The 23,438-nt window shown below is 70.5% G+C and carries 23 protein-coding genes; 6 read left to right on the top strand and 17 right to left on the bottom strand.

The window, feature by feature from the left end:
• Nucleotides 1-439: 439 nt before the first annotated feature.
• The 8 genes from ACXKZF_RS05420 to dapA form a co-directional block, all read right to left on the bottom strand.
• The gene (locus tag ACXKZF_RS05420; RefSeq protein WP_488985621.1) at nucleotides 440-664 is read right to left on the bottom strand and encodes a DUF3046 domain-containing protein; all 225 of its coding nucleotides are present in this window, start codon (nucleotides 662-664) and stop codon (nucleotides 440-442) included.
• A 12-nt stretch (nucleotides 665-676) separates the two neighbouring features.
• Complete coding sequence (locus ACXKZF_RS05415) at nucleotides 677-985, bottom strand: helix-turn-helix domain-containing protein (protein WP_055957830.1); 309 nt, start codon at nucleotides 983-985, stop codon at nucleotides 677-679.
• A 282-nt stretch (nucleotides 986-1,267) separates the two neighbouring features.
• On the bottom strand, nucleotides 1,268-1,795 hold the full coding sequence (locus tag ACXKZF_RS05410) for a CinA family protein (protein WP_488985620.1): 528 nt from the start codon (nucleotides 1,793-1,795) through the stop codon (nucleotides 1,268-1,270).
• Nucleotides 1,792-2,376 carry a CDP-diacylglycerol--glycerol-3-phosphate 3-phosphatidyltransferase gene (gene pgsA, locus ACXKZF_RS05405; protein WP_488985619.1) on the bottom strand — a complete coding sequence of 195 codons (585 nt, stop codon included), beginning with the start codon at nucleotides 2,374-2,376 and terminating at the stop codon, nucleotides 1,792-1,794. The genes ACXKZF_RS05410 and pgsA overlap by 4 nt, the downstream gene beginning before the upstream one ends.
• Nucleotides 2,376-5,105 carry a DNA translocase FtsK gene (locus tag ACXKZF_RS05400; protein WP_488985618.1) on the bottom strand — a complete coding sequence of 910 codons (2,730 nt, stop codon included), beginning with the start codon at nucleotides 5,103-5,105 and terminating at the stop codon, nucleotides 2,376-2,378. The genes pgsA and ACXKZF_RS05400 overlap by 1 nt, the downstream gene beginning before the upstream one ends.
• A 50-nt stretch (nucleotides 5,106-5,155) precedes the next feature.
• A complete protein-coding gene (locus ACXKZF_RS05395; RefSeq protein WP_055957843.1) occupies nucleotides 5,156-5,647 on the bottom strand; it encodes a GNAT family N-acetyltransferase in 492 nt (163 codons plus the stop codon).
• A gap of 160 nt (nucleotides 5,648-5,807) precedes the next feature.
• Nucleotides 5,808-7,484, bottom strand: a complete 1,677-nt coding sequence (locus ACXKZF_RS05390; protein WP_314452915.1) for a ribonuclease J — start codon at nucleotides 7,482-7,484, stop codon at nucleotides 5,808-5,810.
• Nucleotides 7,485-7,561: 77 nt separating this feature from the next.
• A complete protein-coding gene (gene dapA / locus ACXKZF_RS05385; protein WP_488985617.1) occupies nucleotides 7,562-8,539 on the bottom strand; it encodes a 4-hydroxy-tetrahydrodipicolinate synthase in 978 nt (325 codons plus the stop codon).
• 94 nt (nucleotides 8,540-8,633) lie between these two features.
• Here dapA and ACXKZF_RS05380 point away from each other — a divergent pair, with 94 nt between their 5' ends.
• Nucleotides 8,634-9,170: an NUDIX domain-containing protein gene (locus tag ACXKZF_RS05380; RefSeq protein WP_488985616.1), complete on the top strand. Its 537-nt coding sequence runs from the start codon at nucleotides 8,634-8,636 to the stop codon at nucleotides 9,168-9,170.
• Between the two features lie 200 nt (nucleotides 9,171-9,370).
• On the opposite strand, the gene ACXKZF_RS05375 is transcribed toward ACXKZF_RS05380, so the two are convergent.
• The 3 genes from ACXKZF_RS05375 to ACXKZF_RS05365 are packed head-to-tail and all read right to left on the bottom strand — an operon-like array spanning nucleotide 9,371 to nucleotide 11,431.
• Complete coding sequence (locus tag ACXKZF_RS05375) at nucleotides 9,371-10,123, bottom strand: SDR family NAD(P)-dependent oxidoreductase (RefSeq protein ID WP_488985615.1); 753 nt, start codon at nucleotides 10,121-10,123, stop codon at nucleotides 9,371-9,373.
• A gap of 1 nt (nucleotide 10,124) precedes the next feature.
• Entirely contained in the window at nucleotides 10,125-10,625 is a 501-nt protein-coding gene (locus ACXKZF_RS05370; protein WP_488985614.1) for a dihydrofolate reductase, read from the bottom strand.
• A complete protein-coding gene (locus tag ACXKZF_RS05365; RefSeq protein WP_243222544.1) occupies nucleotides 10,622-11,431 on the bottom strand; it encodes a thymidylate synthase in 810 nt (269 codons plus the stop codon). The genes ACXKZF_RS05370 and ACXKZF_RS05365 overlap by 4 nt, the downstream gene beginning before the upstream one ends.
• A 177-nt stretch (nucleotides 11,432-11,608) precedes the next feature.
• Here ACXKZF_RS05365 and ACXKZF_RS05360 point away from each other — a divergent pair, with 177 nt between their 5' ends.
• The 4 genes from ACXKZF_RS05360 (at nucleotide 11,609) to ACXKZF_RS05345 (ending at nucleotide 14,079) form a co-directional block, all read left to right on the top strand.
• Complete coding sequence (locus tag ACXKZF_RS05360) at nucleotides 11,609-12,046, top strand: TlpA family protein disulfide reductase (protein ID WP_243222543.1); 438 nt, start codon at nucleotides 11,609-11,611, stop codon at nucleotides 12,044-12,046.
• Entirely contained in the window at nucleotides 12,039-12,608 is a 570-nt protein-coding gene (locus ACXKZF_RS05355) for a DUF4395 domain-containing protein (protein ID WP_488985613.1), read from the top strand. The genes ACXKZF_RS05360 and ACXKZF_RS05355 overlap by 8 nt, the downstream gene beginning before the upstream one ends.
• A 132-nt stretch (nucleotides 12,609-12,740) precedes the next feature.
• Complete coding sequence (locus ACXKZF_RS05350) at nucleotides 12,741-13,166, top strand: OsmC family peroxiredoxin (RefSeq protein ID WP_488985612.1); 426 nt, start codon at nucleotides 12,741-12,743, stop codon at nucleotides 13,164-13,166.
• Entirely contained in the window at nucleotides 13,159-14,079 is a 921-nt protein-coding gene (locus tag ACXKZF_RS05345; RefSeq protein WP_488985611.1) for a TIGR01777 family oxidoreductase, read from the top strand. Before ACXKZF_RS05350 ends, ACXKZF_RS05345 begins: the two co-directional genes overlap by 8 nt.
• Before the next feature lie 15 nt (nucleotides 14,080-14,094).
• Here ACXKZF_RS05345 and ACXKZF_RS05340 read toward each other — a convergent pair whose 3' ends face one another.
• The 5 genes from ACXKZF_RS05340 to ACXKZF_RS05320 form a co-directional block, all read right to left on the bottom strand.
• Nucleotides 14,095-14,547, bottom strand: a complete 453-nt coding sequence (locus ACXKZF_RS05340) for a hypothetical protein (protein ID WP_055957878.1) — start codon at nucleotides 14,545-14,547, stop codon at nucleotides 14,095-14,097.
• Complete coding sequence (dapB, locus tag ACXKZF_RS05335; RefSeq protein WP_488985610.1) at nucleotides 14,544-15,356, bottom strand: 4-hydroxy-tetrahydrodipicolinate reductase; 813 nt, start codon at nucleotides 15,354-15,356, stop codon at nucleotides 14,544-14,546. The genes ACXKZF_RS05340 and dapB overlap by 4 nt, the downstream gene beginning before the upstream one ends.
• A gap of 112 nt (nucleotides 15,357-15,468) precedes the next feature.
• On the bottom strand, nucleotides 15,469-16,071 hold the full coding sequence (locus ACXKZF_RS05330; RefSeq protein WP_314452944.1) for a histidine phosphatase family protein: 603 nt from the start codon (nucleotides 16,069-16,071) through the stop codon (nucleotides 15,469-15,471).
• 79 nt (nucleotides 16,072-16,150) lie between these two features.
• Nucleotides 16,151-17,176, bottom strand: a complete 1,026-nt coding sequence (locus ACXKZF_RS05325; protein WP_055957886.1) for an aldo/keto reductase — start codon at nucleotides 17,174-17,176, stop codon at nucleotides 16,151-16,153.
• 231 nt (nucleotides 17,177-17,407) lie between these two features.
• Nucleotides 17,408-19,705: a polyribonucleotide nucleotidyltransferase gene (locus tag ACXKZF_RS05320; RefSeq protein ID WP_055957889.1), complete on the bottom strand. Its 2,298-nt coding sequence runs from the start codon at nucleotides 19,703-19,705 to the stop codon at nucleotides 17,408-17,410.
• 303 nt (nucleotides 19,706-20,008) lie between these two features.
• Between ACXKZF_RS05320 and ACXKZF_RS05315 the strand changes: the two genes are divergently transcribed.
• Nucleotides 20,009-21,358 (top strand): coiled-coil domain-containing protein, encoded by a 1,350-nt coding sequence (locus tag ACXKZF_RS05315; RefSeq protein WP_488985609.1) that lies wholly within the window; start codon nucleotides 20,009-20,011, stop codon nucleotides 21,356-21,358.
• Between the two features lie 74 nt (nucleotides 21,359-21,432).
• Here the strand turns inward: ACXKZF_RS05315 and ACXKZF_RS05310 are convergent, their stop codons facing one another.
• On the bottom strand, nucleotides 21,433-23,400 hold the full coding sequence (locus tag ACXKZF_RS05310) for a glycosyltransferase (RefSeq protein ID WP_488985608.1): 1,968 nt from the start codon (nucleotides 23,398-23,400) through the stop codon (nucleotides 21,433-21,435).
• Nucleotides 23,401-23,438 lie beyond the last annotated feature (38 nt).

The raw sequence follows: 23,438 nt of genomic DNA, 5'->3' as shown, positions 1-23,438 counted from the left end.
CCGACATTGGTGTCGGAACGCCGCCTGTCTGGGGACGAACACGCCACTTTCCCTGCTGTGAAGGAGCCTACGCCTGGCTCGAACGTAGTTTCGAGGACACGCCGGGAAATTATGTACGAATGTTCCGGGCCCGGCTGCGACGGCTGACATCCCGAGTCCGACGCGCGTGCACGCGAGTGCACACCGACGACAGACATCGCGCTACGAACGCCCGCTGCGGCGTCAGCCGACGGGCACCACGACACCGCAGCCGGCCGACGGGTACACCGCCGCGGCTCCACTGTTCATGCCACCGGCGCGCCCCGCACGGCGATCACGTGACTCGCGCACCCGCTGCCGCTCGAAGCCTCCCGGACGCACCGCCGCGCGAGACCTCGCGCCGCGGGTTCACCCTCCACGGCCTGCAGCAGCTCGGTGGTTGTCGGACGCTACGAATCGATCAGGAACGACGCGGCTCCAGCCGGCCGACGCCGTATCGGCGATCGTCGGGCACGTCGGTCTCTTCGCAGAGCGCCAACCAGACCTCGCGCGGATCGACGCCCGCCGCCAGGGCGTCAATACTGGTCCGACCGCCCACGGCGGAGAGGACCAGATCGCTCAACAGCGACCCGCCGCGCACGCCGAATTCGTCGGCGACGGCGCGCTCGAATTCACTACGACGCATGCTCGAGACGGATCAGCGCAGCGACAGCTCGGGCTCGACCGACGCGACGAGCTCATCGGGCACCACGTCGGGGAAGGTCTGCAGGCCCTCGAGCACCGAAAGGCGATCGCCGACCTGTCGCATGATGGTCGAGATCGGAACGTCGAGGGCCTCGGCCACGGAGGCGAGGATCTCGCTGGACGCCTCTTTCTGACCGCGCTCGACCTCGCTGAGGTAGCCGAGGGCCACGCTCGCGCGGCTGGCCACCTGGCGGAGGGTGCGCCCCTTCTGCTGGCGGAGGTCACGCAGGACTTCGCCGATCTCTTGACGAACCAGGATCATTTGGGGGCCCTCCTCACTGCTGATTCCGTCGTTGCCCGAGTGGACAACTGTGAAACACCGTCTGTGGTCACCCTAATGCCGCGCGCTGTGCACCGGATGGGAATCGCTGGACGAAACCAGGATGTGCGATCATTTGTTCCCGCGATCCGTCTCGGCGAGATGTCGGCCCCGGATCACCGCGTCGCCACCGCATCACAGCGCGGCCGACGCGCATCGCATCACCGCGTCGCCACCGCATCACAGCGCGGCCAAGGCGCATCGCGTCACCGCGCAGCGACCGCGTCATAGCGCAGCCAACGCGCGACGGATCGCCAGATGGGCGGTCTCGCGGCGGATGCGCTCTCTGTCGCCCGCGATGACGAGCGAGTCGACGCGAGTGCCCAACGGTGTCGATACGGCGATGTGCACGGTCCCGACGGGCTGGCCGTCCTGCTCGTCGGGGCCCGCGACCCCGGTCGTGGCGATTCCCACGTCAGCGGCGACCCCGTTACGGCCGAGGACGTCCCGAACACCGCGCGCCATCTGTCGGGCGACACGGGGGTGTACGGCACCGTGGGCGTCGAGGAGCGCCTGATCGACGCCCAGCACGCCGTGTTTCAGGTCGGTCGCATACGCGACCACTCCCCCGCGCACCGATCGCGAGGCCCCCGGGACGTCGACCAGAGACGAGACGACGAGGCCACCGGTGAGCGACTCCGCTACCGCGATCGTCCATCCGAGCTCGCCGAGACGCTCGAGCAGGAGCCCGGCGCTTTCTCGGGGCGTTCGCACGACGGTTTCGTCGAAGTCCTCGGGGACGCCGTCGATCACCGGCTTCCGCGCTTCCGCGCGGCGCGGACCTCGGTCACGATGTAGTCGATACCCGACGCGATCGTGAGGACCACCGCGATCGTCATCGTCACCACGCTCGCCCACCACACGGCGCTCTGCCAGGCCGCCGCATCCGACAGGCTCGCCAGCGGCAGAAGCGCGATGGACAGCGCGATGGACTGGAAGACGGTCTTGAGCTTGCCCATCCAGGCAGCCGCCAGCACGTGGTCACTGACGACGATGAATCGGTAGACGGTGATGCCCATCTCGCGCACGAGCACGACGATCGTGACCCACCAATCGAGCTCGCCCAGGATGGAGAGGCCGACGAAGGCGACACCCGTCAGAACTTTGTCGGCGATGGGGTCGAGGAGCTTGCCGAGATCGCTGACGATGTTGTACCGACGCGCGATGTAGCCGTCGACACCGTCTGTGGCGATGGCGACGATGAACAGCACTGCCGCCGCCCACCGCAATCCGCCGCCCGCGCCCCCGTCGGCCAGGAGCATCCACAGGAAGATCGGCGCGCAGAGGATGCGCGCGATCGTGATCGCGTTGGGCAGCTGAGGATGGACGGCCATCAGTCGCGTCCCGTCAGCTGCCAGGCGTCTTCCGAACCCTCGTCGTCGTCATCGTTCACGACCGGAAGACCCTCGAACTGCGCCTCGATGGGGTCGTCGCCGTAGCGATCGTCGGAAGACGCGGTCACGGGGGCGGACGGTGTGTCGTCGCCGCGCAGGCGGGCCATCACCGCCGGCAGCTGTTCGTTGGTGACGAGCACATCGCGGGCCTTCGACCCCTCCGAGGGGCCGACGATCTCGCGCGACTCGAGAAGGTCCATCAGACGTCCGGCCTTGGCAAAGCCGACACGGAGCTTGCGCTGCAGCATCGAGGTCGATCCGAACTGGGTCGACACGACGAGCTCGGCGGCGGCGAGGAGCAGCTCGAGGTCGTCACCGATGTCGGCGTCGATCTCCTTCTTCTCGGCAGCGGCCTGCACGTCGGAACGGTACTCGGGCCGCGCCTGCTGCGTGACGTGCGCGACGACCTTCTCGATCTCTTGCTCACTCACCCACGCGCCCTGCACGCGGACCGCCTTCGATGCGCCCATCGGAAGGAACAACCCGTCGCCCTGGCCGATCAGCCGGTCGGCGCCCGGCTGGTCGAGGATGACGCGGGAGTCCGTGACGCTCGTCACCGCGAACGCGAGACGCGAGGGCACGTTGGCCTTGATGAGTCCCGTCACGACGTCGACCGACGGTCGCTGCGTCGCCAGGACGAGGTGGATGCCACTGGCCCGGGCGAGCTGCGTGATTCGCACGATCGAGTCTTCGACATCGCGGGGAGCGACCATCATGAGGTCGGCGAGCTCGTCGACGACCACGAGGAGATAGGGGTAGGGCTTGAGCACGCGCTCGCTACCCACCGGCAGCTTCAACTCACCGGCGACGACGGCCCGGTTGAAGTCGTCGATGTGCCGGAAGCCGAACGACGCGAGGTCGTCGTAACGCATGTCCATCTCTTTCACGACCCACTGCAGCGCCTCGGCGGCCTTCTTCGGGTTGGTGATGATGGGCGTGATGAGGTGCGGGACGCCCGCGTACGAGGTCAACTCGACGCGCTTCGGGTCGATGAGCACCATTCGCACGTCGGACGGCTTGGCCCGCATGAGCAGGCTCGTGATCATCGAGTTCACGAAGCTCGACTTGCCGGAACCGGTCGAACCGGCCACCAGCAGGTGGGGCATCTTCGCGAGGTTGGCCACGACGAACCCGCCGCCCACGTCTTTGCCGACGCCGATGGTCATCGGATGGGTCGAGGTGGTGGCGGCATCCGATCGGAGGATGTCGCCGAGCGTGACGATCTCGCGATCGGCGTTGGGGATCTCGACACCGATCGCGCTCTTACCCGGGATGGGGGCGAGGATGCGCACCTCGTTCGAGGCGACGGCGTAGGCGATGTTGTTCGTCAGGGCGGTGATGCGCTCGACCTTGACACCGTGCCCCACCTCGATCTCGTACTGCGTGACTGTCGGACCACGCGAGAACCCGGTGACGCGCGCGTCGACCTTGAACTGCTGCATCACGCTCTCGATGGCCGCGACGACCGCGTCATTGGCGGCCGATCGCGCCTTGGGCGGTGTGCCGCTGGCCAGCGCGGTGACGGCCGGGAGGCGGTAATTGGCCGCCGGCGGCGCACCGGCGTTGTCGCCGCCGAGGCCCGCGATGCCGGGCAGGTCATCGTCGCCGACACTGTCGTCGACCGGCGAGTCGTCGTGGAGGCCGCGGCCGGATGCGGCCGCCTGGAGGACGCGTGGGTCGAAGATCTCGGTCACCGCATCGGGGGCCGGGGGGCGCGGCGGAGGCGTCACGGACGGCGTCGACACGCGTTGCGCTACCGGCTCGGGAGCGACGACCGCCGACTCGAAGCCGCCCTGCGGCGTCCCCGGGGACAGCAGCGTCGTGAGGTCGTCGGACCCGAGCGCGCCGTCGGCGTCTTCTTCACGCCCGGATCGGTTGCGCCGCCACCACGGGAGCGATTTCTCGGCGGGCGCGTCATCGTCGTCGTCGACGGGGAGCGCCTTGGTGGCCGGATCGGGCCGCTCGGTGCGTTCGACCCCGAACATCCACGCGTACAGGTCGCCCAGACGACGACCGATGCGGTTGGGCGGCGTCTTGGTGAGGATGAGGACGCTCAGCACGGCGAGCAGTGACAGTGCGATGTAGGCGCCCACGTCTTGCAGGACGAGCGCGAGGGGCTCACCGACGATCCACCCGGCGATACCGCCGGCAGGGCTCAGGGCGGGCAGGCCGCCCTGGTTGGGCACAGGACGATCGCCCGCGACGTGCAGGAAGCCGGCGACGGTCACGACGAACAAGCCGAAGCCGATCCCCACCCGCCCGTTGTCATGAACGGAGGCCGGGTGGCGGAAGAGCCAGCCCGCGAGCAGGAGAAGCAGCACCGGGAGTACGAACGCGACGCGACCGACGAGGGCGCCGAAGCTGTAGGCGCTGATGATCGCCGCGGCATCCGTCCCGATGAAGAACCACTCGACGACCGCGCCGATCACGGCGAGCACGACGAGGAAGAACGGGAACCCGTCGCGACGCTGATCGCGTTCGAGGGTCTCGGGGCCGAACGCGCGGAACATGCCGCCGACGCCGTGGGCGACCGCCATCCACGCGCGAACGGCTACCGCGGGCTTCTCGGGCTCGTCGACGTAGCGCTTGGGCGCGGGAGCGGGGGCCTTGGACCGCGCTGACCCCTTCGCGGGGGCGCGGCCGCCGGACGGGGACGAGGTACGAGCCATTCCTCCACGGTAGGCGGCACCTCCGACATTCGCTCGCACCGACGCGGGGTTCAGCCCAGCCGCTTGACCATGGCGTCGCGTCCGATCCCGCGGCGGACGACCGCGAAACCCTCCGACCGGTACAGCGAGACCGCGTAGTTGTCGCGCTCGACGCTGAGGCTGATGCGCGCATACCCCTCGCCGCGGGCGTGGTCGGCGAGCCGCCGCAGCAGGGCGCGGCCGATTCCGTGGGCTCTCCACACCGGCCGTACGCCGATGATCAGTTCGGGGACACCGGTGCCCACCCAGCCGAAACCGGGCTCGTCACGGGGCAGCATGCGGTACCACGCGGCGCCCACCGGCTCACCGCCGGGAGATTCGGCGATGAACCCGGCGTCGCCGGGACGGAGCCAGCCGGCGATGTACCTGCTGTACTCCGGGCTGCTGATGATCTCGTGGCGCGGACGCGCGGCGCCGGCACGCCAATTGGCGGCCTCGACGGCCATGTCGGCCAGGAACACGCCGTCAGACCGGAGCGCCGCGCGGATCGGGAGAGCGGGCATGCCCGCATGATAGCGACAAGCGCCGCTCGCGACAGAACGGCGAGGTCCGCAAGGCAGCCGCACCCTCACCCCACCCGGCGCGCACGGAGCGATCACCGAGGGGGCCACCCGCGCGGGAACGACGAAGCGCCGCGGGCGAACCCGCGGCGCTTCGTGTCGATTAGGCCTCGATGACCATCGGGACGATCATCGGCCGACGACGGAGCGACTGGTTGACCCAGCGACCGATGGTGCGGCGCACGACCTGCTGGAGCGCGTGGTTGTCGCGGACACCCGACTTGGCCGCCTCGGCCAGGGCAGCGGCGATCTTGGGCTTGACGCTGTCGAACACCTTGTCGTCCTCGGCGAACCCGCGGGCGTGGATCTCGGGACCCGAGATGATCTTGCCCGTCGCCGAATCGACGACGACGATCACCGAGATGAAGCCCTCCTCGCCCAGGATGCGGCGGTCCTTGAGGTCGGCATCCGTGATCTCTCCCACCGACGAACCGTCGACGTAGACGAATCCGATGTCGACCTGGCCGACGACGCGCGCGACGCCGTCGCGGAGGTCCACCACGGTGCCGTTCTCGCCGAGGATCGTGTTCTCTTCCGGGATCCCCGTCTCGCGCGCCAGCTTCGCGTTCGCCATGAGGTGGCGGTACTCGCCGTGCACGGGCAGGACGTTCTTGGGCTTGAGGATGTTGTAGCAGTAGAGCAGCTCACCCGCGGCGGCGTGACCCGACACGTGCACCTTGGCGTTGCCCTTGTGCACGACGGTCGCGCCGAGCTTGGTCAGCCCGTCGATCACGCGGTAGATCGCGTTCTCGTTCCCGGGGATCTGGCTGGATGCCAGGATGATCGTGTCGCCCTCGCCCGGTTCGATCGCGTGGTCGAGGTTGGCCATGCGGCTGAGCACCGCCATCGGCTCGCCCTGAGACCCGGTCGACATGTAGACGATCTTGTTGTCGGGCAGGTCGCGGGCCTTCTTGTAGTCGATCAGCACGCCGTCGGGGACGTTCAGGTAGCCGAGGTCGGCGGCGATACCCATGTTGCGCACCATGCTGCGCCCGAGCAGCGCCACGCGGCGCCCGTTCGCGTGGGCGGCGTCGAGCACCTGCTGCACACGGTGCACGTGACTCGAGAAGCTCGCCACGACGACGCGGCGCGGCGCGCGCGCGATGACCTGATCGAGCACGGGGCCGATGGCCTTCTCGGCGGGGGTAAAACCCGGGACATCGGCATTCGTGGAGTCCACCAGGAACAGGTCGACGCCCTCTTCGCCCAGCCGCGCGAAGGCGCGGAGGTCGGTGATGCGGCCATCGAGCGGCAGCTGGTCCATCTTGAAGTCGCCGGTGGCCAGCACGAGGCCCGCGGGGGTTCGGATGGCGACGGCGAGCGCGTCGGGGATGGAGTGGTTGACGGCGACGAACTCGAGGTCGAACGGGCCGACCTGCTCACGCTGACCCTCTTTCACGGTCAGCGTGTAGGGGCGGATCCGGTGCTCTTTCAGCTTCGCCTCGATGAGGGCGAGAGTGAGGCCCGAACCGATGAGGGGGATGTCGGCCTTGAGCTTGAGCAGGTAGGGAACGGCGCCGATGTGGTCTTCGTGACCGTGGGTGAGCACGACGCCGACGATGTCGTCGAGGCGGTGCTTGATGGGCTCGAAGTCGGGCAGGATCAGGTCGACCCCGGGCTGGTGCTCCTCGGGGAACAGCACGCCGCAGTCGACGACGAGGAGCTTGCCCTCGTACTCGAACACGGTCATGTTGCGACCGACCTCGCCGAGGCCGCCGAGCGGGATCACGCGCAGGGTGCCGGGAGCGAGGGCGGGGGGATCGTAGACGGTCGTGGGCATATTGCCTCCTCGGATGCCACCGCGTGGCATCCCTCTGTGTGGCGTCCCTGGCCGCGGATCGGCGGACGCCGATGTTCTTATCGCGTGGTGCCGTGCACCTTCGGCAGGGCGCCGCCGGCGGCCGCATTGCGGTCGGGGCGGAAGTTGGAGAAGTCGGCGCCGGCCACGTCTTTCACGAGGGCCAGCTCGTCTTCGATCACGGCGGCCTCCCACTCTTCGGGACCGACGAGGGGCAGACGCACGCGCGGGCTGCCGATGCGGCCGAGCCCGTGCAGGATGTACTTCGCGGCGACCGTCCCCGGCACGTGCGTCATGACCGCGCGCACGAGCGGCTCGAGTCCCTTGTGGGCGGCGGTGGCGGATGCCAGGTCGCCGGCGTTCACGGCATCGACGATCGTGCGGTACGGAGCCGCGGCGATGTTGGCCGTCACGCCGATGAGGCCCGACGCCCCGATCGAGAGGTGCGGGAGGACGTTGGCGTCATCGCCCGAGAAGTAGATCAGGTCGGTCTGATTCAGCACCCGGCTGACCTCGCTGAAATCGCCCTTGGCGTCTTTGATCGCGAGGATGTTGGGGTGCTTGGCGAGGCGCAGGATCGTCTCGTACTTGATGGGCACGCCCGTGCGACCGGGGATGTCGTACAGGATGACGGGCAGGTCGGTGGCGTCGGCGACGAGACGGAAGTGCGTCAGGATGCCGGCCTGCGTGGGCTTGTTGTAGTACGGCGTGACGATCATGATGCCGTCGGCGCCGGCCTTCTCGCTGGCCTTGTAGAGCTCGATGGCGTGGGCGGTCTCGTTCGATCCGCCGCCGGTGACGATCTTGGCGCGCCCGGCCGAAACGTCTTTGCCGACCTCGACCAGCCGCAGCTTCTCGGGGTCGGTGAGGGTGGAGGTCTCACCCGTCGTGCCCGTGACGACGATGCCGTCGGCACCGGCGGTGATGACGTCGTCGATGTGCTTCTCTGTGGCGGGCCAATCGACTTCGCCGTCGGCGGTCATCGGGGTGATGAGCGCGACGAGCACCTGACCGAAGGGATTGCCGGAGTGCGTCATACGTCCAGGTTATCGGTTCGGCGGGCGCCTCCCCCGGCGGGGCGCCCGTCTGTGGTGAACAATCCGCGACCACCGAGCGGCCTAGGGTGGCGGCATGGCCTGGACCACCCGCACCACGCGCACCACGTACGAGAACCGCTGGATCCACGTGCGCGAAGACGAGGTGACCGGGCCGCACGGCGACGGCATCTACGGGGTCGTCCGGATGCAGCACCCCGCGGTGTTCGTGATCGCCCTCGACGAGGCGGACCGTGTCTGCTTGATCGAGCTGGACCGCTACACCACCGGGCGTTCCATCGAGGTTCCGGCGGGCGGCTCCGACGGGGAGGATCCGCTGGTGGCCGCCCGGCGCGAACTGCTCGAGGAGACCGGCGTCACGGCATCCGACTGGCAGTCCCTCGGGCGCATGAACGCCCTGAACGGCATCGCCGACGCCCCCGAATACGTCTTCCTCGCGCGGGGTCTGACGGTGGCGGATGCCGCGATCTCGCAGCGCGAGGAGGGGATCGACGCCGTGCGATGGGTGCCGTTCGCCGACGCACTGCGCCTCATCGCCGACGGGGAGATCACCGACGGTGAGACGATCGCAGCGCTGGCTTTCGCGGGCATTCGGCTGGGGCGATTCCGCTAGACGAGCGGGACGCGGCCGCGGCGCCGTGCCTCAAGGTGGGAGGCCGAGGCCGTGGCGGGGCGTCGCGCCGCGGCGTCGTGGCGGGGCCGTCGCGGCGGGGCCGTCGTCACCGTGCCTCGACGCGCGAAGTCGGCGCCCCGCGACGCGGCTCAAGCCCGGGCCCTCGCGTCGGACGTCCGTCGAGGAGCGCCACGGTGAATTCACCGCCCCCGAGCCGCTGCGCGTACGACGGCGCGGTCGGGGAGCAGGCGCGAACCCGCCACGAGGATCTTGTAGCGCCATGACGGCACGCTCACCGCTCGCCCACGTGCGGCCGCACGGAGTCCCTGCCGCACGACGGTCGCCGCGTCGAGCCACAGACCGGGAGCGACCCCCTCGTGACCCGGAGCGAGACCGAGACGCTCGTGAAAGTTCGTGTGCACGAAGCCGGGGCACACCGCGGTGACGGTGACGCCCCGGGGCCGGTAGACCACATTCGCCCACCGGCTGAACGAGATGAGCCAGCCCTTCGCCGCACCGTAGGTGCCGCGCGGGACGAAGCCCGCGATCGAGGCGACGTTGACGATGCGGCCGCTCCCCCGCGCGAGCATGGGCCCCAGCGCGGCGTGGGTGAGGCGCATGGCCGCCTCGACGTGCAGGCGCAGATGCCGCACCTCGTCGTCGACCGGGTTGTCGGCGAAGGCGAGGTCGAGACCGAATCCGGCGTTGTTGACGAGCACGTCGACGCCGTCTGCGAGACGCGCCTCGACCGCCCCGCGTGCGACGTCTTCGAGCAGATCGGCGACGAGCACGTCGACCCCCACCCGGTGACGGCCGCGAAGGTCGGCGGCGAGCGCCTCGAGCGCAAGACGGTCGCGGGCGACGATCACGAGGTCGGCCCCGCGGGCGGCGAGCTGGCGTGCGAACTCGGCACCGAGTCCCGAGCTGGCGCCGGTGATCAGCGCGGTCGCCACGTCAGCGCCCCGACGGCCGGAGGGTCTCGAAACGGTACCGGATGCCACTCGTCGACGTATGCCAGCCGTCGGCGGGGTCTCCGGACACTGTGCGCCACCCGTCGAGCGACGGGGCGAAGGTGTCGCCCTCGACGGCGAGATCGAGCCGGGTCAGTTCGATGACGTCGGCGCGGTGGATGGCCTCGGCGTAGAGGCGACCGCCCCCGATCACCCAGACCTCGGCGCCCGCGGCCCGCGCGAGCGCGTCGTCGAGCGAGGCGGCGCGGTGCGCCCCGTCGGCCGCCCAGTCCGCCGAACGGGTGACCACGATGTTGCGGCGACCCGGGAGCGGCCGGAAACGCGGGGGAAGCGACTCCCATGTACGCCGGCCCATGATGACGTCGGACGACCCCGTGACCGCACGGAAATGCGTCATGTCTTCGGGTACGTGCCACGGCATCCCCCCGTCGGCGCCGATCACGCCGTCGTGCGCCTGCGCCCAGACGAGCCCGAGCATCGTCATACCGCGACGGCCGCGCGGATGGCGGGGTGGTGCTGGTAGTTCTCGATGACGATGTCGTCGTAGGCGTAGTCGAAGATCGACTCCGGCGTCCGGGCGAAACGCAGCGTCGGGTACGCGTACGGCTCGCGGGTGAGTTGCTCGGCCACCTGCTCGCGGTGGTTGTCGTAGACGTGGCAATCGCCGCCCGTCCAGACGAACTCGCCCGGCTCCAAGCCCGTCTGCTGAGCGACCATGAGGGTCAGCAGCGCGTACGACGCGATGTTGAACGGGACGCCGAGGAACATGTCGGCGCTGCGCTGATACAGCTGGCACGACAGCTTGCCGTCGGCGACGTAGAACTGGAACAGCGCATGGCAGGGCGCGAGCGCCATCTCGGGGATGTCGGCGGGGTTCCATGCCGACACGATCAGCCGACGCGAGTCAGGGTCGCGGCGGATCTGCTCGATGACCTGGGTAATCTGGTCGATGGTGCCGCCGTCGGCGGTCGGCCACGAGCGCCACTGCACCCCGTATACGGGCCCGAGTTCGCCGTCGGCATTTGCCCATTCGTCCCAGATCGAGACTCCGTTCTCTTGCAGCCACGCAACGTTGGACTCGCCGCGGAGGAACCACAGCAGTTCGTACACGATCGATTTGAGGTGCACGCGCTTCGTGGTGACGAGGGGGAAGCCCTCGGCCAGATCGAAACGGATCTGTCGCCCGAAGACGCTGGTGGTGCCGGTGCCCGTGCGATCGGACTTGTGCACACCCGTCGCGAGCACGTCGCGGAGCAGGTCTTCGTACGGGGTGGGGATGTCGGCTGTCACGCGGTTCACGATACCCGCGCGAGCGCCGCGAGGAGGGTGCGCGCACGGCACCGGGGACGGACACCGGCTGGGGAGGAGGGATGCCGGTGCGCCGCGGTCGCGGGGACCCCTCGCGCCCGTCGTCATGCGGCGACTCATCGGCCCCGGGCGCGTCGACGCGCATTAGCGTTGCGTGTCGTGGATCTGACTTTCGCGCTCATCGCGGCCGGGGCGCTCGTCGCCCTGACGGCCGTCGCCGGGCTCGCCCTGCGCCGCCGACAGGGCCGCGCTCGTGCGGTCGATTCGGCCGAGGTCGTAGATCCCCGGCGTCTCGGCGCCGACGGACTCGGCGAGAAGGCGACGTTGCTCCAGTTCAGCACCGAGATGTGCTCGCGCTGCCCGGGTGTGCATCGGATGCTGTCCGAGGTCGCCGACGCGCGCGCCGGCGTCCGCCACCTCGACGTGGACCTCACGAACCGTCCCGACCTCGCGCAGCACTTCCGCGTCCTGCAGACACCGACCACCCTCGTCCTCGACCGACGCGGGGCGATCCGCACGCGGTTCGGCGGGCCCCCCGGCCGCGCGGTCATCGAACTCGAGCTCGACCGACTGCTGAAGGAGAACACCCATGCCTGACGTCTCGCGCATCGACGCCCGCGGCCCGCGCTTCGCGGCATCCATCACCGCGGCCCTGCTGCTGGTCGCGACGGTGCTGAGCCTCGTAGGCATCTCGACACGCGCCACCGGAGGCTACATCGCCTACCAACCCCTGTCGGGCCAGACATTCGCCCCCTCGGTCTGGGCCGTGCAGCAAGCGTCCCTCGGCGCCCGCGTCGCCGACCCCGGCTTCCTCCTGCTCCTCGTCGTCGCCCTACTGTTCGTCTGGGGCGTCGCCGCGCCCCGCACCGCCCCCTGGGGCGTCCTGTACCGCCGGGTGGTCCAGCCGCGCTTGTCACCGCCGACCGAGTTCGAAGACCCGCGTCCTCCGCGCTTCGCGCAGGGCGTCGGCCTGCTCGTGACCGCGGTCGGCCTGCTGCTGCACCTGGCCGGGGTTCCCTGGGCGCTGCCGATCGCCGCCGCAATGGCCTTCGTCGCCGCCTTCCTCAACGCGGTGTTCGGCCTGTGCCTCGGATGCCAGCTCTACCTGCTCCTGCAGCGCACCGGACTCGTGGGGCGGCGCGGTTCGGCCCTCGCCTAGCGGGGGCGCATGAGGGGCTGTCAAGACCCGGGTGGCGCCGTGCGCGCTCACTAGGCTGGCCGCGTCACGGTCGCCCAGACCGTGCGCACGCGCCGCGGTCACCCCGGCCGCGCAGACATCACGGAGGTTCCCATGGCCGTCACGAGCGAAGCAGCCACCGCCTGGAAGGGCAGCCTGTTCGAGGGATCGGGCGAAGTCAATTTCACCTCGTCGGGCATCGGCTCGTTCGACGTGAACTGGAAGGCCCGTAGCGAAGGGTCGAGCTCCGTCACGACGCCCGAAGAACTGCTCGCCGGCGCGCACTCCGCGTGCTTCAGCATGGCGCTGTCCAACGCCCTCGCCGACAACGGCACGCCGCCGGAATCCGTCGACACGACCGCGTCCGTGACCTTCAAGCCCGGCACCGGCATCACCGGCAGCCACCTCAACGTCAACGCGGTCGTTCCCGGCCTCGACGACGAGACGTTCCAGAAGATCGCCGCCGACGCCAAGGCCAACTGCCCGGTCTCGCAGGCGCTCTCGGGCATCGACATCACCCTCGAGGCGACGCTTGCCTGAGACCCCCGCCCGACGCGTCGTCATCGCCGGCGCGTCGGGCCTCATCGGCTCCGCCCTCATCGACTCGCTGCGCGGCGACGGCGTCGAAGTCACCTCTCTGGTGCGCCACGCGCCCGAGAGCCCGCACGAGGTGCAATGGCTGCAGGGTGCCACTCCGTTGGATCCGGATGTGATCGCGGGTGCCGACGCGGTGGTCTGTCTGAACGGTGCGTCGATCGGACGCTTCCCGTGGACCCCGTCGTACAAAAGCACACTGCTGTGGTCGCGCATCACGCCCACGCGCACCCTGGCCGCCGCCGTCCGTGCGCTCGGCGACGACGCTCCCGCGCTCGTCAACGCGAGCGCGACGGGCTTCTATGGCTCTCAGCCCGGTGCGGTCCTCACCGAGACGTCCCCGCGCGGCGAGGGATTCCTCGTCGACATCTGCGTCGATTGGGAGGAGGCGGCGCGTGCCGCAGGCGACCGCGCCCGTGTCGCCCTGTTGCGCACCGCTCCCGTCGTGCACGAACGAGGTGTGCTCAAGCCCCTCCTCCTCCTGACGAAGCTCGGCGTCTCGGGTCCGATCGGACGAGGAACTCAGGTATGGCCCTGGATCACCCTCGACGATGAGGTGCGCGCCATCCGCCACGTCATCGACTCAGACCTGTCCGGGCCCGTGAACCTGACCGGTCCCACGCGGGCGACGGCGAACGACCTGGGCTTCGCGCTCGCACAGCGCATGAACCGTCCGTATCTTCTGCGTGCTCCCGTGTGGGGGGTCAAGCTCGCCCTCGGGAAGGATGCGACCGAGGCCCTGCTGACCTCGGATGCCGATGTGCGTCCGGCGGCGCTGGAGGAGAGCGGCTTCACCTTCACGCACCGCACGGTCGAGGAGGCCGTGGCATCCGCGGTCCCCGCCCACGACGCGGCCTGAAGGCGCCCCCGCCCGTCAGCCCGTGCGGCGATCCGCGCTCTCGAGCCGGATCGCCGTGCGCACAGCCGAGCGCGCTCGCCGACGGTCGCCCGCCGCGTCATAGGCCAGCGCGAGGCGGTAGCGTGCGCGCCAGTCGCCGGGGTTCGCCTCGACATCGGCGCGATACCGCGGAAACAGCGCGTCGCCGTCCTCGCGTTCGATGCGCCCGCTCGGCCGCACCGGCAGGTCTTCGTCGGGAAGACCCCCCTCGGCATCCAGTCGCTCGCCGAGCTGCTGGGCTCGGACGCCGAACCACACTTCGCGCCCGATCGCCCACAGCGCCAAGAGAGGCAGCACGAACAGCGCAACGCCCATCGCGATGGCGACGGGCTCGCCGCTGGTCACCAGAATGAGGGCGCGTTGCCCCGCCAGCGCGACGTAGAGCAGAAGCAGCACCGTCATCAGGGCGACGGCGACGCGGACCCTCATGCGCTGGTGGCGCCAGCGACCTGGCCCGACACATCTCCGTCGGCGACGGGTGCTTCGGGCATCTCGGGACGCGTGCGCACCCCGATGTCGATGAAACTGTCGAGCCCGATCACCACGCCCCGCGTCTCACGGGCGGCGGCCAGGGCGATACGGATGCCGGGAGCGTACGCCGTGGCGGGGTCGACGGTGTCATGGACGAGGGTCAGCGACTCCCCCGCACCGGAGAGGACCGTCTCCTGTCGCGCGACCACACCCGGGCGCCGCAGCGAGTGGATGGGCACGGATGCCACACGCTGGCCCCGAGCGCGCTGGTCGACGTGCGGGGACTCGACGGGCCCCACATCGGCGCGGGCGGCGGCGATCAGCTCGGCCGTGCGGACGGCCGTGCCGCTCGGTGAATCCACCTTGGTCTCGCGGTGCGCTTCGATGATCTCGATCGAGGGGAAGAACGGTGCCGCAGCTGCCGCGAGGGCGCTGCCGATGACGGAGCCGAGCGAGAAGTTAGGGATGAACACCGCACCGGTACCGCTCGCTTCGACCAGGGGCCGCACGAGCGCGATGCGCTCGTTGGACCACCCCGACGTGCCGACCAGCACGTTGATCCCGCGTTCGATCGCGGCGCGCACGACGTCGATGGAGACGGCGGGAGTCGAGGCATCGACGACGAGATCGGCCCCGGCGAGCTCGGCGAGGTCGGACCGCGAGCCCAGCACCGCGACGACCTCGTACCCCTCTTCGCCCTCGATGACCTCGCGGATCACCCCGCCCAGCTTGCCGGTTCCGCCCACGATGGCCACGCGTGTCGTCATGCGTTCCAGCCTAAGCGGCGCCGCGGGCGGTGGCCGGGCTCTGTCCACAGACGCGCCGCGGACACCGCGCCCGGCCACCGCTCGGTGTCCGACACGGGCGGGCCGCCGCGTCTCAGACCGGCAGAGGGTCGACCAGCCCCGTGCGCAGTTCGACCGGCAGGTGTGCGAGGTCGTTGTGCGAGAGCAGCGTCCAGGGGCGACCCTTCTTCTGCGCGATGACGGTGAGACCGCAGTAGGCCTGGTTGATCGTCATCCATCGCCAGTCGGGCGCCTGCAACACCTCGCGCACGAACCACGAGATCACGAAGTTGTGGGTGATCAGGAGCTCGTGCACCTCTCCGGCCTTGCGAGCGAGGAACTCCGCCGTCGCGTCGGCCATCTGGGCACGACCGGCATCGACCTCGGCCTCGGTGACCGATCCGAAGAACGGCTCATAGGCGGCGGGCGTCTCGGGGGTCATACCCGTGGGCACGCAGTCGAACAGCAGCGCCGAGGACACCGGCGAGACCGCCGGCAACCGATCGGCCACGGCACCCGCCGTCTGCGCCGCGCGCTCCAGGGGCGAGTGCCACACCGCGTCGAGGGGAAGACCCGAGAGGCGGTCGGCGAGCAGGGCGGCCTGACGGTGACCCCGCGGAGAGAGGGGGCCGTCGGTGAGCCCGTGCTCGGCATCCTGGTGCTCGCCATGGCGCACCAGGTAGATGTAATGCGTCACGTGAAGCCCACCCCGTTGTCGATCTGCCGTCCCCCGGCCGGTCCCACCAGCCTACGTCACGCCCCCGAAGAGGAGACCGTCACTCGGCGGCGCGCGCGATATCCGACAACTGAGCCCGACTGAGTCGCACGCCCACGGCGCGCATGCATTCCACGACATGGCGCGGCGCGAAGGCGTTGACGATCGGCGCCGTGACGATCTTCTGCGCCAAGAGCCAGGCCACCGCCACGGCGGCATCCGGGAGTCCCAGTTCCATGCCGACGGCGTCGAGCGCCCGGAGCACCCGCGACCCCCGGCGGTTCAGGTTCGCCGCGACCTGGGTGCCGCGCACCGACTTCGGCGACTGGCCGCGCGTGCGCGTCTCGCCCGCCAGGAAGCCGTGCGCGAGGGGGTGGGACGGGGTGACGGCCATGTTCTGCGCCGCGGCGATCAACCGCACGTCGCCGTCGAACTCCGTCCGGTGCAGCACGTTGTACGGCACGTCGAGCACCGTGATGCGCGGGTAACCCGCGGACGACAGGATGCGCGCCTCGACGAGCTGCGCCGCGGTGTAGCCGTGGGCGCCGATCGCACGGACCTTGCCCGACTCCACCAGCCATTCGCTGGTGGCGAGCGTGTCTTCGAGCAGCCCCCTACCGCCACGAGCGGCGTCGAGCGAGAGCACGTCGATGCGATCGGTGCCGAGACGGGTGAGCGAGGCTTCGACCGCACGCACGAGGTTGACCGAGTCGAGGCCGGGATGATCGGGGTGGCCGCCGACGCGCACGGCCAGCACCGCGTCGTCGCGCATCCGGCGCGTGCGCAGCCACTCGCCGATGATGAATTCGCTGCGACCGGCCGCGTAGCTGTCGGCCGTGTGCAGGGCGTTGCCACCGAGCTCGGCGTAGGCGTCGAGGATCTCGTGGCTCTCGCGGGCGTCGACGTTCCAGCCGAACTCGCCGCCGCCGAGAAAGAGCGGGAAGACCGAGAACCCCGTCTCACCGAGCGGCACCCGCACGTGCGAACCGAGACCCGGGCCCTGGAGCGTGACGGGCGCCGAGGGGTGCGGGGCACGATCGCGGCGCAGGCGCGGCGTGGCCGTCTCTCCGACGCCCGAGCCGCTCATGGGGTCCTCCCGCGTCAGGCGACGGTACGGCCGACGCCGTATCAGCACGCCCCCCGACGTACTTCGAGATTAGGCGCTCACCCGAAAGGCGCCCGCCTTTCGCCCGGTCCGCCGATAAACATTGCGTAACGCTTGCGCGCGGCGTCGTCACACTATTCCCATCCGTCTCACCCGTCACACGACGGATGCCCGCCCCGCACGAGGCGGGACGGGCATCCGAAGAGGTGAGGATCAGCCTTCGGCGGGAGCCTCGGGGCCCTCGCTCGCGGCGGCCGAGCTCTGCGTGTCGGCGGGCTCGGGAGTGGTGGCCTCCTCGTCGACGACGGGCTCGAGCGACAGCTTGCCGCGGTCGTCGATCTTCGTGATGCGCACGAGGATCTTGCGACCGACCGACAGCACGTCTTCGACGTTCTCGACGCGCTTGCCACCGGCGAGCTTGCGGACCTCGCTGACGTGCAGCAGGCCGTCCTTGCCGGGCAGCAGCGAGACGAACGCGCCGAAGGTCGCGATCTTGACGACGGTTCCGAGGAACTGCTCGCCGACCTCGGGGTTGGTCGGGTTGGCGATCGCGTTCACCTGCGCACGGGCGGCCTCGGCCGAGGGGCCGTCGGTCGCGCCGATGTACACGGTGCCGTCGTCTTCGATCGAGATCTGGGCGCCGGTCTCGTCCTGGATGGAGTTGATCGTCTTGCCCTTGGGTCCGATGAGCTCGCCGATCTTGTCGACCGGGATCTGCACGCTGATGACGCGGGGCGCGGTGGGCGCCATCTCGTCGGGCGCGTCGATCGCGGCGTTCAGGACGTTGAGGATCGTCAGACGCGCCTCTTTCGCCTGGGTGAGGGCGGCGGCCAGGACCGACGACGGGATGCCGTCGAGCTTGGTGTCGAGCTGGATCGCGGTGATGAACTCCGAGGTACCGGCGACCTTGAAGTCCATGTCGCCGAGGGCGTCTTCGGCACCGAGGATGTCGGTCAGGGCGGCGTAGCGCGTCTGTCCGTCGACCTCGTCCGTGACCAGGCCCATGGCGATACCGGCGACGGGGGCGCGCAGCGGCACACCCGCGTTCAGCAGCGACAGGGTCGAAGCGCAGACCGAGCCCATCGACGTCGACCCGTTGGAGCCGAGAGCCTCGGACACCTGGCGGATCGCGTAGGGGAACTCCTCGCGGCTGGGGAGCACCGGGACGAGCGCGCGCTCGGCGAGGAAGCCGTGCCCGATCTCGCGACGCTTCGGGCTGCCCACGCGACCGGTCTCACCGGTCGAGTAGGGCGGGAAGTTGTAGTGGTGCATGTAGCGCTTGTGCGTCACCGGCGACAGCGAGTCGATCTGCTGCTCCATCTTGAGCATGTTCAGCGTGGTGACACCCAGGATCTGGGTCTCGCCGCGCTGGAAGATCGCCGAACCGTGCACGCGCGGGATGACCTGCACCTCGGCGTCGAGCGGACGGATGTCCGCCAGGCCACGACCGTCCATACGGACGCCCTCGGCGAGGATGCGACCACGGACGATGGTCTTGGTGACCGACTTGTACGCGGCGTTGAACTCCAGGGTCGCGACCGCGGGCAGCTCGCCCGACTCGACGGCGGAGAGCAGCTGCTCCTTCACCGAGGTCTTGACCTCGTCGTCGGCGTTCTGGCGCTCCTGCTTGTCGGCGATCTGGTACACGGGCACCAGACGGTCGTAGGCGCGGCCGGCGACGAAGTCGTACGTCTGCTGGCTGTAGGCCGGGAACACGGGGAACGACTGGATCTCCTTGGCCGCCGTGCGGGCGACCTCGTTCTGCGCGTCGACGAGCTGACGCAGGAACGGCTTCGCAGCCTCGAGACCCTCGGCGACGACCTGCTCGTTCGGCTTGGTCGCACCGCCCTTGATCATGTTCCAGCTGCCCTCGGTGGCTTCGGCCTCCACCATCATGATGGCGACGTCGCCGTCGTCGAGCACGCGGCCCGCGACGATCAGGTCGAAGACGGCGTCTTCGAGCTGGGTGACGGTGGGGAACGCGACCCACTGGTCGGCGTTCTCGCCGTGACCGGGGATGAGCGCGAGGCGCACACCCGCGATGGGGCCGGAGAACGGCAGACCCGAGATCTGGGTCGAAAGCGACGCCGCGTTGATCGCGAGGGCGTCGTAGAACTCGCCGGGGGCGATCGACAGCACGGTGACGACGATCTGCACCTCGTTGCGGAGGCCGTCGACGAACGACGGGCGCAGCGGGCGGTCGATGAGGCGGCACACGAGGATGGCCTCGGTGGAGGGGCGACCCTCGCGGCGGAAGAACGAGCCGGGGATCTTGCCGGCGGCGTACGAACGCTCTTCGACGTCGACGGTCAGCGGGAAGAAGTCGAAGCCTTCACGCGGGTGCTTGCCGGCGCTGGTGGCCGACAGGAGCATCGTTTCTTCGTCGAGGTAGGCGGCGACAGCGCCCTGCGCCTGCTGGGCGAGGCGGCCGGTCTCGAAACGGATGGTGCGGGTGCCGAAACGGCCGTTGTCGAGAACGGCTTCAGCGGCGGTGATTTCTGGACCTTCCAAGAGGTCCCTCCTTCTTTGTTTAGGCTCGCCGCCCCGTGTGGGCGACGAGCTGACATGCGAAGGAGCAGGAACAGGCAGAAAGGGCGCGCCGACGTGTCGGCCCGGAAATCCCGGCGACTGGCCACCAGTAGACGACCACCCGGCAAGCGACGGGGAGTCCACCACAGGGGACCAGCGTCTGCCGGCCTGCTCCGTGAGCTCATATGCAATTGAGCGGATGCCAAGACGGCATTCGTCTCCACCCTACCAGCGACCGCGCTCCGGAGCTGGGCGCGGAGGGTCCGCGTGCTCTACCGTGACCTCATGGGTCCCATCCGTCGCAGAGGTCACACGCTCCTCGCGTGCGCCGTGCTGGCGGGCGCCCTCCTCGTCGCTCCGGCGAGCGCCACGGCGCTGTCGGCGCGGACGACACCCCCGCTCGCGGCCGTCGACGAAGGAGCTGTCGACCAGGTGAAGCAGCAACTGGATGCCGCGGAGGCCACGGCCGTGCAGGCCTCACGACGCGCCCTCGACGCGTCGACCGCCGCGGAGCGCACGCGGGCCCTCGCCGACTCGACGGCGGCGCGGGCGGACGCCCTCGCCGCCCGCAGCGCCGAGGCCGCGACCGACCTGTCGGATAAGAGCGAGAAAGCGGGAGCGACCGCCGCGCGCCTGTACCGCACGGTCGGCGGCGGGCCGCTCGTCGCACAGCTGCTGACCGACGCCGACCCCGACTCACTGCTCGCGCGTCTCGGCATTCTGGACCGGGTGGCGACGGCGACCGCGCGCACCGCCGGGCAAGCGCGCAGCGCGGCCGACATCGCCGCGTCCCTGAGCGACCAAGCCGACCAGGCGCGCGCGGAGGCCGCGCGACTAGCCGATGAAGCCCGCGCCACCGCCGACGCGGCGCGGGTCGAGGCGGATGCCGAGTCGGCCAGCGTCGCGGCCGCGCAGGCACGCCTCGACGACCTCTACGCGCAGCTCGCGGCACTGCGCGCGTCGACGGCTGCGGCCGAGAAAGCCGCGCGTGCTCGCGAGAAGGCGCAGCAGGACGCCGCGGCACCGGGCGGGGCGACGGGCGGCGGGGCGGGCCCTGCCGGCGGCGGATCGTCGTCCGGCGCTTCATCGGGCTCCAGTGGTTCTTCGGGCTCCAGTGGGTCGTCAGGCTCCGGCGGGTCAGGCTCCGGTGGGTCCGGCTCTGGCGGCTCGGGCTCCGGTGGGGGGTCCGGCTCCGGCGGATCGGGAAGCGGCGGAGGGTCGAGTTCGGGCGGCGGGGCAGGCTCCGGCGGCTCGGGCTCCGGTGGGTCCGGCTCCGGCGGCTCGGGCTCGGGCGGCGGGTCGACACCTCCGCCGTCGACATCGATCATGACCCCCGATGAGGCCCGGGCGAACGCCCGCGGACAGATCGGCGCCTACGGCTGGGGCGACGATCAGTTCTCGTGCCTGAACCTGCTGTGGAACCGCGAGTCGGGGTGGCGCGTACAGGCCGAGAACCCCTGGAGCGGCGCCTACGGCATCCCGCAGGCTCTGCCGGGCGAGAAGATGGCATCCGCGGGACTGGACTGGCGTACCAACGGAGCCACGCAGATCTCGTGGGGCCTGTCGTACATCGACGCGCGGTACGGGAGCCCCTGCGGCGCGTGGGACCACTCCGAACGGAACGGCTGGTACTGAGCTCCGCTCACCCGCTACCGGTGGCTGAGCCCGTCGAGGTCGCCGGACCCGCCACACACCCCGGGACCCCGGCCTCACACCGCGTCGGCGCGCTCCCGATCGCCACGCGTGGGAAGCTCCACGTAACCGGCGTGCTTCGCCCGGATACCGTCGCCGGCGGTGCGTCCGCGCACGCGGCGCCACACCCACGGCAACGCGTCGCGAGTCAGCCAGGTCCCGCGCGGCGCGTCGTCGGTGTCGGCGTGCAACGCCTCGTCGAGATCCAGCAGCGCGCGGGCATCGGGCACGCCCAGCGCCTCCGCGGCGCGATAAGCGACGAGGCGATGCCCCGACGAGCGCAGGTGCACGAGGTCGTCCGCCCACAGGGGCAGCTCGCCGAGTTCGGCGACGGCCTCGAGATCGAGCAGGATCGCCCCCTGCTCCTGCGCGATGCGGCGCAGCTCCACGTTGTAGGCCGCGAACCGTCGTGCGAACAGGCGCGCGGCGGGCCGGCGCGGAAGGAACGTCGTGACGAGCAGCACATCGGCCCCGGTGCGACGGACCGCCCGCACCGCGGAGTCGACCTCGGCGACGAGGGCCGGCATCACCAGCGCCGGAGCGAGCAGGTCGTTCGCCCCGATGAGGATCGACACCAGATCGGGCTGCAGCGCGAGGGCGTCGGGCACCTGCTCATCGATGAGATGGCGCACCCGGCGGCTGCGCACGGCGAGGTTCGCGTAGCGGAACGGACCCGCCTCGCTCGTGTGCGCGAGGAGCTCGGCGAGGCGGTCCGCCCACCCGCGGAACTGCCCCGCGGGCATACGCGAGGTGTCGCACAATCCCTCGGTGAGCGAGTCGCCGAGGGCGACGTAGCGCGTCCAGCGGCCCCGGGTGCGGGATGCCGCGGGCGCGGCCGGCCGTGGACCCCCGCGTAGCAGCAGGCTGTCGTCGATGCGGCGCAGGGCCACGGCATCCTGATAGTGCCCGACGAGGTCGCGGGTCAGGGCTTCCCACGTACGCCCCTGCACGGCCTCGCGGGCGGCGCGGGCGAACGCGCGGCGCTTCGACTCATCGCCCACGAGGTCGGCGACGCGCCCGCGCAGATCGTCGAGGTCGCCCGGCTTGTAGAGCCACCCGTCGACACTCGAACGCACGAGGTCCAGCGGACCGCCGACACCCGTCGCGACGACGGGAACGCCACTGGCGAGGGCTTCCTGGATGGTCTGCCCGAACGTCTCGCTCTCGCCCGGGTGCACGAAGACGTCGAAGCCCGCCATGGCCCGCGCGAGGGCGTCGCCCGACAGGTGGCCGGTGAACACGGCATCCGGGATCGCCCTCTCGAGCGCGGGGCGCGAGGGCCCGTCGCCCACGATGACCAGTCGGGTGCCGGGGAGATCGGCGAGCGCCCGCAGATCGTCGACCTGCTTCTCGGGCGCGAGGCGTCCGACGTATCCGATGATGCGTTCGCCGCGCGGGGCGACCTCGGCCCTCCATGCCGCATCGCGGTGCTCGGGGGCGAAGCGCACGGCATCCACTCCCCTGCCCCAGCGGCGGATGCGGTCGACACCGAGGTCGGAGAGCTGCCGGGTGGAGGCTGACGAGGGCGCGAGGGTGAGGGTCGCGCGACGGTGCAGGCGCGCGACGTGACCGGCGACGAGGGCGGTGGCGTGGGGCACCCCGTACTTCTGGGCGTAGGCGACGACGTCGGTCTGGTAGATCGCAACCGAGGGGATCTTCAGCGCGTCGGCGGCGGCGAGTCCTTGCCATCCGAGCACGAACGGGGATGCCAGGTGCACCACGTCGGGGTCGAAATCGCGTAGCAGCGCCCCCAGGCGCGCCGCTCGGGCGAAGACCACGCGCACCTCGGGGTAGGACGGCAGCGGGACGGAGCGCAGCAGCTCCGTGCGGGCGCCGTGCAGATCGGCGGTCACATCACCCGCCCGAGGGGCGATGACGAGGGTCTCGTGCCCCGCCTCGGCGAGGTGACGCAGCACATGGAGAACGGAACCGGTGACCCCGTTCATGTGCGGGAGGAAGGATTCGGCCAGCAGCGCGACTCTCACGACACCAGGGTGGGGGCCGGATGCCGGCTCCGTGCGCG

This window comes from Microbacterium sp. ABR10 (genome assembly GCF_057812175.1).
The sequence above is the reverse complement of the archived record's forward strand: the minus strand, read 5'-3'. Positions and strand labels throughout refer to the sequence as shown.